Origin of the sequence: Aureimonas endophytica (assembly GCF_014642635.1) — a bacterium.
Classification (GTDB): Bacteria; Pseudomonadota; Alphaproteobacteria; order Rhizobiales; family Rhizobiaceae; genus Plantimonas; species Plantimonas endophytica.
Genome location: NZ_BMIQ01000020.1, coordinates 1 through 8026 on the forward strand (window position 1 = coordinate 1; position 8026 = coordinate 8026).

General features: G+C 60.7%; 11 protein-coding genes. 4 read left to right on the plus strand and 7 right to left on the minus strand.

All coding sequences use genetic code 11. From position 1 onward, the window contains the following. On the plus strand, positions 1-745 hold a 745-nt coding region (locus IEY14_RS25545), incomplete at its 5' end, for a hypothetical protein (RefSeq protein WP_188913651.1). 66 nt (positions 746-811) lie between these two features. On the opposite strand, the gene IEY14_RS25550 is transcribed toward IEY14_RS25545, so the two are convergent. From IEY14_RS25550 to IEY14_RS25565, 4 genes are all read right to left on the minus strand, one after another. Then, on the minus strand, positions 812-2278 hold the full coding sequence (locus tag IEY14_RS25550) for a hypothetical protein (RefSeq protein ID WP_188913653.1): 1467 nt from the start codon (positions 2276-2278) through the stop codon (positions 812-814). 108 nt (positions 2279-2386) lie between these two features. Continuing rightward, on the minus strand, positions 2387-2692 hold the full coding sequence (locus IEY14_RS25555) for a hypothetical protein (RefSeq protein WP_188913655.1): 306 nt from the start codon (positions 2690-2692) through the stop codon (positions 2387-2389). A 17-nt stretch (positions 2693-2709) separates the two neighbouring features. Next, on the minus strand, positions 2710-3141 hold the full coding sequence (locus tag IEY14_RS25560) for a hypothetical protein (protein ID WP_188913657.1): 432 nt from the start codon (positions 3139-3141) through the stop codon (positions 2710-2712). 220 nt (positions 3142-3361) lie between these two features. Continuing rightward, complete coding sequence (locus tag IEY14_RS25565) at positions 3362-3946, minus strand: hypothetical protein (protein WP_188913659.1); 585 nt, start codon at positions 3944-3946, stop codon at positions 3362-3364. 297 nt (positions 3947-4243) lie between these two features. Here IEY14_RS25565 and IEY14_RS25570 point away from each other — a divergent pair, with 297 nt between their 5' ends. Together IEY14_RS25570 and IEY14_RS25575 are read left to right on the plus strand one after the other, a co-directional pair. Further along, a complete protein-coding gene (locus tag IEY14_RS25570) occupies positions 4244-4864 on the plus strand; it encodes a recombinase family protein (protein ID WP_188913660.1) in 621 nt (206 codons plus the stop codon). 150 nt (positions 4865-5014) lie between these two features. Continuing rightward, positions 5015-5434 carry a response regulator gene (locus IEY14_RS25575; protein ID WP_188913662.1) on the plus strand — a complete coding sequence of 140 codons (420 nt, stop codon included), beginning with the start codon at positions 5015-5017 and terminating at the stop codon, positions 5432-5434. Positions 5435-6161: 727 nt separating this feature from the next. Here IEY14_RS25575 and IEY14_RS25580 read toward each other — a convergent pair. The 3 genes from IEY14_RS25580 to IEY14_RS25590 form a co-directional block, all read right to left on the minus strand. Then, positions 6162-6464 (minus strand): hypothetical protein, encoded by a 303-nt coding sequence (locus IEY14_RS25580; protein ID WP_188913664.1) that lies wholly within the window; start codon positions 6462-6464, stop codon positions 6162-6164. A gap of 237 nt (positions 6465-6701) precedes the next feature. Beyond that, the gene (locus tag IEY14_RS25585) at positions 6702-6932 is read right to left on the minus strand and encodes a hypothetical protein (protein WP_188913666.1); all 231 of its coding nucleotides are present in this window, start codon (positions 6930-6932) and stop codon (positions 6702-6704) included. A gap of 70 nt (positions 6933-7002) precedes the next feature. After that, positions 7003-7608, minus strand: a complete 606-nt coding sequence (locus tag IEY14_RS25590; protein ID WP_188913668.1) for a hypothetical protein — start codon at positions 7606-7608, stop codon at positions 7003-7005. 170 nt (positions 7609-7778) lie between these two features. Between IEY14_RS25590 and IEY14_RS25795 the strand changes: the two genes are divergently transcribed. Continuing rightward, positions 7779-8026: hypothetical protein (locus IEY14_RS25795; RefSeq protein WP_210318592.1), on the plus strand; the 248-nt coding region annotated here is incomplete at its 3' end.

The window sequence follows — 8026 nt, forward strand, 5'->3', positions numbered from 1 at the left end:
GAATGTGAACCTCCTCCCGGTCGGGTTGGACCCGAGGGGAACGATGCTCGCAAATCATGTTGCGGCAGCGATCGACGGCGCGCGTCCGTCGCAGCTGGACGAGATCGCCAGAACGCTCTGGAAGGCCCATGCCGCTGGCCTTGTGACGGCCGAGGAGGCGCAGGAACTCGCCGAGGCTATCGAGGCCCGGCGGGCGCTCGGAAAGGCCTCCCAGAGCGTTCAGAAGCCCGAACAGCGACGAGTCGGATCGCGGCCGAGATCGGCGGCGAGTTTAGAACGGCGCCGGAGGTGGGTGGCGGCCGGGATGTTGCCGCCTGGTGTCGCCGCGTTGTTCACGGCCGGCGAGTCCGCGGTGTTGTCCGTCATCGCCATCGAAGTGCAGCGGCGCGGGCGCTGTGAGCTGTTCCTTGCCGCGATCGCGGCGACGGCCGGCGTGTCGGTCTCGACCGTGAAGAACGCTATGCGCGAGGCGCGGCGGCTCGGGCTGATCGAGGTCCGAGAAAGACGGATGTCGTGGACGCGGAACGCCTCCAACGTTGTGACGATCGTCGCGCCAGAATGGAAGACCTGGCTTCGGATGGGCGCTCGGAGGAGTGGGGACAAAACCCTGCCTTCCACACCTACAAGTTCATATCAGAAGAGGTTCGCGCCCTTCGAAAACGCATCGAAGACGGTAGGAAACCGATTTGGCGGGCCGCTGGCGCGCTCTGAGAGAGGAACCGGGAGGAAATACGCTCCCGGCTGAAGCGCTTCTCTGCGGCGTTCTACTTGAAGGTTTTGATCGACTCCTCACTCCGAATGAAAATCGGGCTCACTGTGATGGGGCGAAAAGAGCTTCCGGGAGTGTGCGCGGACGCGGATGCGCGGCTTCGGCGGCTTCTCGCTGTTCAATTCGCGGATTGTCTGTTCGATCGACGCCCGGAAGCGCTCCCAGGACTTGTGAGATGCCGTCGTGCGTCGGGATGGGTTCGGCTTCGCCAGGCGGCGGCGCTCGCGCTCGAGATCGTGGCGGATTGACGCCGGGCATATGCCGCCGGCGGCGAGGGCCATCGCGAGCGCGTCTCGATCGATCAGCTCGGGCAAGTTGATTAGAGTCGTTGCCGCTTGAACGAGCGCGTCCAGCAGGCTCGCAAACTGCGAGTCCGAGATAAAGGTATTTGGCTGCATCGGGTTTGTTTCGTGAAGAGACCGTGACAGGTGCTTCATGATTCAAATCAACGCCTGCGTCTATTGCGTATTGGTCACAGTCATAAGCAACACTCTCCAATGATGATAAGTCAATATTGATTGATACTGCCGATTCGTCTGTCGGTCGGACGGCCGGACGGGATGTAGGCCGCTTGGTGACGGCGCTGCTGCAAGCAGCCGTCGCCGCGCTCTTCACGTTCTGGGAGACGATGACAGTTCGGCCGGGCACGAAACCCATCGCCTCGGTCTCGCGGGCGTTCTCGATGGCGTAGACCGCCTTGCCGGCCGTTCTGGCGCGCTTGTGATCGATCCAGGGCTTCCGGGCGGCCGGCACCTCAGCGAAGGCCCTCAGCGCCTCCAGAACGGCCGGGCGGTGCTGCGGCTGTATCGCGGCGACGATATGGACGTGAAGGTTCAAACCGGATCGCGACTCGATGCCGATAGCGAAAATCATCTCCGGCACATAGCCGAGCGCCTTCCGGAGCTGGCGATCCAGACGGCGTTTGAGCCAGTGCGCCGTCCCGCGATCCGTCTGAGCGTATGCCCGACGCTGGAGATCCTTCGCGAGAAGAATATCGAATGTCCACACCTCGCATCCGGGGATAGCGGCCAGCGCGTTATGCCAGCCGGCGGCGTCGTGCTCATCGAACCGATGACGGCCGGCCGGTCTGCGACGATGAACGACCCGCCGCCTCTTCATGGACGAGATGGCGCGTAACGTGATGGACGAAGAGGAGCGAGAATGTGATGTCGTGCCCCTCACTAAAGGAAGCTCCGCGAGACGCCGCGCTTCTCGGCTCGCTTCATCGGCCGGAAAGCCCTGCCGTAGAAGGCGGACGAACTCATTCCAGCATCGCTGTTTGGGTGTTTTAGAATTTACAAAATTTCGGCTCAGCTCGCCAGGATCAATGCCGAATTCTTCGATGAGCCATTCGTGCCACTCGTCCCGCTCGTGGTGCTCCTGGCGCACCCAAGTCGTAGGCGGCGGCGCACACACGGGTTCGTCATCGAGTGCGGCGAGAGCTGCTTCGATCGCTTCGAGACTGTCGTCCGTGGGCTTGCGCAACTGCGCGTGTTGTGGTATCGACATACCTGCTGCATGAGACCAGCAAACCAAATTTCGGGCTCTGGGTTTGCCGACCCGGAGCCCAAATCATTTATAGCGGCCGATGGCGACCTTAATCGAAGATGCCGCCGCTCATCGGCTCCGAGCGAGCTTCGAAAGCTGCTTCGAAAGGAGCACAAGCGCGGTGTCATCGATCGTCGTTCTCGTAGTGCCCTGCCGAACTATGACGCCGTTCGACTCTCGAATGAACGAGACGGGGACCGGCGATGCATCAGATTTTACCTCGAAGCCGAAGCCGATCGGTGCAGACCAGAGCGCGTCCAGCTTCTTCGCGACGTGAGCCACATCGCTCCGGCGAGCGATGTGCAGTTCCGCGCCGCCTATGTGCACGAAGGTGTCATGTGCGCTGAACGAGCCGAGTGTGACGCCGGCCAGCATCAGGAGAGCATTCGGACTCATCGGGCGGCCTCGAGGATCTGCTCGCCGATCTCGGCCAGCATGGAACGCGAGACCGTGAGCCGAGCGCCGCCGGCCGAGATGGTGAAGCCGTAGCCGCTGCAACGAGCGACGAGAACGTTTTCGTCGCCGAGATCAAGCGACGCGGAGCCGGCCGGCCGGCCGGCGAGCACAACCAGCTCGGCGCCGAACTTTGAAGCGGCGTCTGGCGCGACCGGGCTAAGCTCGTGGCCGTCGAGCACGATGACGAGCCGCTCGTTCTCGCGAGCGATCTTGAACGCGGGAAAGCCAGGCGGGATCTCGCCAGCCTTAACACGATCGGCGACGAGCGTTTCGACTGCGCCGGCTAGACTTGTTTTGCGAAGTTCCGAGAGACGTTCAATTTGATGGACGCGGCCGGAGTTCAAGACGATTTTGCGATGATCTGGCATGTGATGGGTTGTTACCTTTGAGGATATACCCATTGTAACATTGTTCAGTATGTGTTCTCTAGATAAATCGACATAGGAACCGGAGATCGAAAGCATCGAAGATTGCAGGTCGAAATTTTCTCGGCGCTCACAGGCATCTTACCCTTCGGGGAAACGCGAATTTTCTAAGACTTCGCCCTTCCGCGGCGGTTTGCATTTGCCTGATGAAAACTTGCCCCGTTCACACGCATTCGGCCGGCAAATATTCGTCAACGATCTCGTCGTTGCTATCTTCATCGCCGCGTTGGATGGCGTTGATCTCTTCTTGCGTGATATCGTCAATCGTGAGCACCGGGAGTTCGCGCCCGAACGCTGAGTCGCTATCGATACCGAGCGCTTGGCGCTTAAGCGTGGATGTTCGTTCGAGGGCTGCGGCTGCGAGGGAGAGCGCCTTCATGACGCCGGCGGTTTTGGCGGCGGATGACGGATCGGCCTGAGCTGCTTCAAGCTGACCGAGAACGAGACGTTCGATCAAGTCCGCACCGTCATACTGTTGCTGACGAACTTCCTTCGCCTTCGCCATCAAGTCGTCAGTATCGGCGCGGGATCGGCGCTGGACGGCCGGAGCGAGCGCAGGGGCGGCAGCACCTCGTTCTATACCGCGCTCACGGAAGCGCATCTGGATCGCGCGCACCGATGGACCGTGCCGGGCTGACAGGTCCTCGAGGGTCGTATCGCCAATCTGGTATTCGGTTTCGATCTGCAACCAGCGTTGCTCATCGAGTTTTACGTATTTCCGTTTTTCTTCTTCTATCATCTCGTCCACGCGAAATATGTTGAATATGCATATTGTAGCATGTCGAGGTAGACGGAGAGGTAATGCTTCGAGGTCGGCGAGTTTGATCGAGGTGTCGCTGGACCATCTCCCTGTCCATGCAGGGCACATGGCAATATTTGCCGGAAAGTGGAGAGCGAAACCACGCTGGCCGGATGGTTCATTTTGAATATGCCTCTAGGAGACCATTGGTTTTCTGGTTCAATATGTATGCATTGACCATCCAAAATGAACTGATACGGTGTGAACCATCCAAATTGAACTCTGGCAGTTCGGAAGGTCCCTCCCATGCTCGCCCGTCTCTATCTCCGCGCCTCGACCGCCGAACAGGACGCCGGCCGCGCTCGCGCTGATCTGGAAGCCTTCGCCGAGGAGCGCGGTCTTCGGATCGCTTCGACCTATGTCGAGAACGAGAGCGGCGCGAAGCTCGCCCGTCCCGAACTCTTCCGACTTCTGGCTGACAGCCGTCCCGGCGATGTGCTCCTCATCGAACAGGTGGACCGTCTATCGCGTCTGACGGCCGGCGATTGGCAGAAGCTCCGCGCGGAACTCGACGCCCGTCAGGTCCGCGTCGTGGCGCTGGACCTTCCGACCTCGTGGATGCTCGCCACGGCGTCCGACGATTTCACCGGCCGGATGTTCCAGACGATGAATGCGATGCTTCTGGACGTGCTCGCCGCCGTCAGCCGGAAAGATTACGAGGATCGCCGCCGCCGGCAGGCTCAAGGGCAGGCAAAGGCGAAGGCCGAAGGGCGTTACAAAGGCCGCCCCGAAGACGACAAGCGCAATGCCGGCATCGCGGCGATGTTGAAAGCCGGATCGTCGTGGACGCAAGTGCAGGGGGCCTTTGGATGCTCCCGCGCCACGGTCGCCAAGATCGCGAAGCGGATCGCGGCGCCGGAGGAGTAAGCCGGCAGGATCGGCACGCCATCCGCCTATAGGAGCAAAGCTGGACGGGCGCCGCGTTGCCGGTAACCTCAAGCTCGGAGGAAGGTCGCCTGGCTATTTTTTAGCCCTGCACTATTTCGCTCGAAAATGACGCGACAGGTGACGAAAGCCATGTCGGAACGCTTCATTCCCTCCTCGACGCCGCCGTTCAGCTTGGCGCACAAGCGCGTTCTGATCGTAGAGGACGAGTTCCTGATCGCGGACGAGATCGCTTACGACTTCGAGAGCTACGGAGCCGAGGTGGTCGGTCCTATCTCGACTGTTGCTCGGGCTATGGATGTCATAGCCAGCGGCCTCCTCCTTGACGGGGCGGTAATCGACATCGATCTGGAGGATGATAAGGCGTTCCCGCTTGTTGACGCCTTGCGCGCATGCGGCGTGCCCTGCGCCTTCGCGACCGGCTATGACCTGGACGGCATCCCGCCCGCCTATCGCGACATTCCGTTTTGTCAGAAGCCGGTCTCCCCCTCGGAGATCGCCCAATTGCTTTTTCCGCTGACAAGCTCGAAAGCCGTTCCCGAACTCTCGTAGAAATTCGATAGCGCCTGACAGTTCAGCTTCGCTGAACGAAAAACGCCCGCCGACGCATGGAGTAACATCGGCGGGCGCCTGCTTGGGTCATGTCCGGGTTGTCAGAGGGATCAATTACGGTCCCGCTTTGGAAATAAGCGAGTGCTTGATGGGTTCCCTCAAAGCAAAGCCAGTTATGCTGCTGTCTTACGAAGGGGAATGCCTGATATGCTTCATGCTATCACCCGTTCGGGTGAACCGCAGCGGAGCCAGAACGCAATAAAGGCTCCGCTGCGGTTGGCGCATCTCTATCGACTGATGATGCAACACCGAGCGTGCCGGAAGAGGGTTACCGAAGCTTAAACGCGAAACGTCCGCCGATACCTGGAGGAGCAGCGGCGGACGCTTCAGGTCGTCACGTTGGAGGTTCGTTCAAGTCCCGCTCCGGAAATCAACACGCCACTGCATGGGTTCCGAGTGAAAACATAGGAATGGATTGCCGCTTCACTTGTGATCATCCAATGACGAGAACAAACCGAAGGGCACGTTATGACGCCGCTTCGCTCGTTCCTGCGCTATTGCCTCAGAAATGCCAGCACGCTCGGCACGCAGCGCCTTAGAGTGCTCCCGGAGTTGCAAGCGTTCTTCACGGAGTTGAGCGGCTTCACGAATGGCTCGTTCGTATCGATCAGAAAGGGACATATCCCTTCATGTCGAATGCGCTTCGCCGCTCGCAACCTCAAAGCGTTCAGCCGCGTGACGATCGGCTGTCTACCGGCTTGGGATCGAATGTTTCAGGATCCATCCGCTGCCGGGCAAATCGCCCTACAGCAAAGCCGGCGAGCCATGCCTTTCGATGCTCCGGCTCATCCGTGCCGGGTGGCCATGGGCACATCCAGGCGCCGAACTCATAGAGCGCGCCGACGAAACGGCCGGCGTCATGCGTCTTTACGAACTGATCCCAAGTCAGCGTGTCCATAGAAGGCGTCTGGCGGAACGGCACTGAAGCGTCGGACGATATTCCCATCTGGTCCGATAACCACGAAGCCATGCGAGTGTTCCGACAAGTGCAGGGCCTGGAGGAGCGGGTTCTTCAGCCTTACATGCTGACACGGAAAGCCACGGCAAGGATGATAGCGAGGAAGCAGAACATGGCGAACAGCCATACGCGCCGCCAATAGGTGTCCTCTTCCGGGGGTGTTGAGAACGGCATCCTATCCCCTCTTGATCTTGCAGGCGGGGACATCCGCTCCGGTCTCGGTTCTGCAATGATCTGGCATAAGGTCGACTATTCCGCACGGCCTTTCAGCACGTCGAGACTAATCTCGATCGGCGGCCACTCGGCTGCATCAATCTGAATGCGTGCCCACCGCCCTTCCTGGAAGCCCGTGAACCACGCGCCTTGAAGGTCGACTCGCTCGTCCCTCGTCCAGGGACACATATCTGGACTGCTATCGAGAAGCGCGCCGACGAACCGGCCGGCCTGTCGTGCGGTTTCGAGATCGCTGCGATCGGCCATGGCTTGCACCCCTCCGTCGTCGGAGAGGGTGAGGTAATGCGCCCCGTCGAATTCGACAGCGCCGGTAATTTCAGCCGGCGAGACGCTTCCACCAGGGCATTGCCTTCCACGCCTCAAGCTCCGCCCGAGCCCGTTCGGCTTCCGAGCGGCCGGCCGCCGCGATCTTTTCCAGTTCGGCGACGTGCCGCTTCTCGGCTTCGTCATGCTGGCGATCGGAGGCGACGAGTCGCTCGCGGAGCGCGGCAAGCTCGAGGAGTTCATCGACAAGGTTTTCGAGTCGGCGACTGCGATCATTCAACTCGCCAGCGAGGCGGTCGGCCCGGTCCCGCTCGGCGAGCCGTTCGGCCCGTTCTCTTTCGAGATCACTTTTAAGATCGGCGACACGTCCTTGAAGTAGCAGGACTTCCGGGGATGGAGACCGCCCGGTCTCCTCAGGGTCTCCGGCGTCGGAGGCCGGCAGTCCTCCGGCAGGATCGGCGCCCGGAGGGCTAACGGTCTCCGGCCTGGAGGCCTTGGGCGTATGCCTCACCTCTTCGAGGTCGATCTGGACGCGGGCTTTGCCGTCGTTGCCGATCCGGCGCGGCAGGCGGAGACCTTCCACCTTCTTCCGTGCAGCCTCCTTCGAGATTCCCCAGATCTCGGCCAGCTCGGAATAAGTCAGCGACTGGACGGGCATTGAACCTCCATGCGGAGGGCTTCCGGTCTCCTCAGGGACCGGCGGCCGGCCTCCGTCAGGTCTCCGTGATCGGACTCCGTCAGGAGGGCAGGAGGACATGGCAACCTTGCGCCGAGCTTGCATCGGTCGAGCGGAAGCGGACTTGCCACAGGAACGCGCGGCGGGCATCGTTGGCGATCAGCGCCGAGTCATTGGTGCTGAAAATGCAAAACCCGACCGGGTTAGGGTCGGGTCACATCTGGCAAGGCCAGAGAAGAACAGTTCGTCGCGGTTCTGATCTTCTCCAAAGCCTCAGGCCAAGTCAACGGGAAATGCCAATTTTCCCGAACGGCGAAGCTTTGTCGAATGTGAACCTCCTCCCGGTCGGGTTGGACCCGAGGGGAACGATGCTCGCAAATCATGTTGCGGCAGCGATCGA

Bases quoted from the DNA above. Each gene is read 5' to 3' on its own strand.
- IEY14_RS25550 (WP_188913653.1), bottom strand. From the start codon at position 2,278: ATGTCGATACCACAACACGCGCAGTTGCGCAAGCCCACGGACGACAGT.
- IEY14_RS25585 (WP_188913666.1), bottom strand. From the start codon at position 6,932: ATGGCCGATCGCAGCGATCTCGAAACCGCACGACAGGCCGGCCGGTTC.
- IEY14_RS25560 (WP_188913657.1), bottom strand. From the start codon at position 3,141: ATGCCAGATCATCGCAAAATCGTCTTGAACTCCGGCCGCGTCCATCAA.
- IEY14_RS25590 (WP_188913668.1), bottom strand. From the start codon at position 7,608: ATGCCCGTCCAGTCGCTGACTTATTCCGAGCTGGCCGAGATCTGGGGA.
- IEY14_RS25575 (WP_188913662.1), top strand. From the start codon at position 5,015: ATGTCGGAACGCTTCATTCCCTCCTCGACGCCGCCGTTCAGCTTGGCG.
- IEY14_RS25570 (WP_188913660.1), top strand. From the start codon at position 4,244: ATGCTCGCCCGTCTCTATCTCCGCGCCTCGACCGCCGAACAGGACGCC.
- IEY14_RS25580 (WP_188913664.1), bottom strand. From the start codon at position 6,464: ATGGCTTCGTGGTTATCGGACCAGATGGGAATATCGTCCGACGCTTCA.
- IEY14_RS25555 (WP_188913655.1), bottom strand. From the start codon at position 2,692: ATGCTGGCCGGCGTCACACTCGGCTCGTTCAGCGCACATGACACCTTC.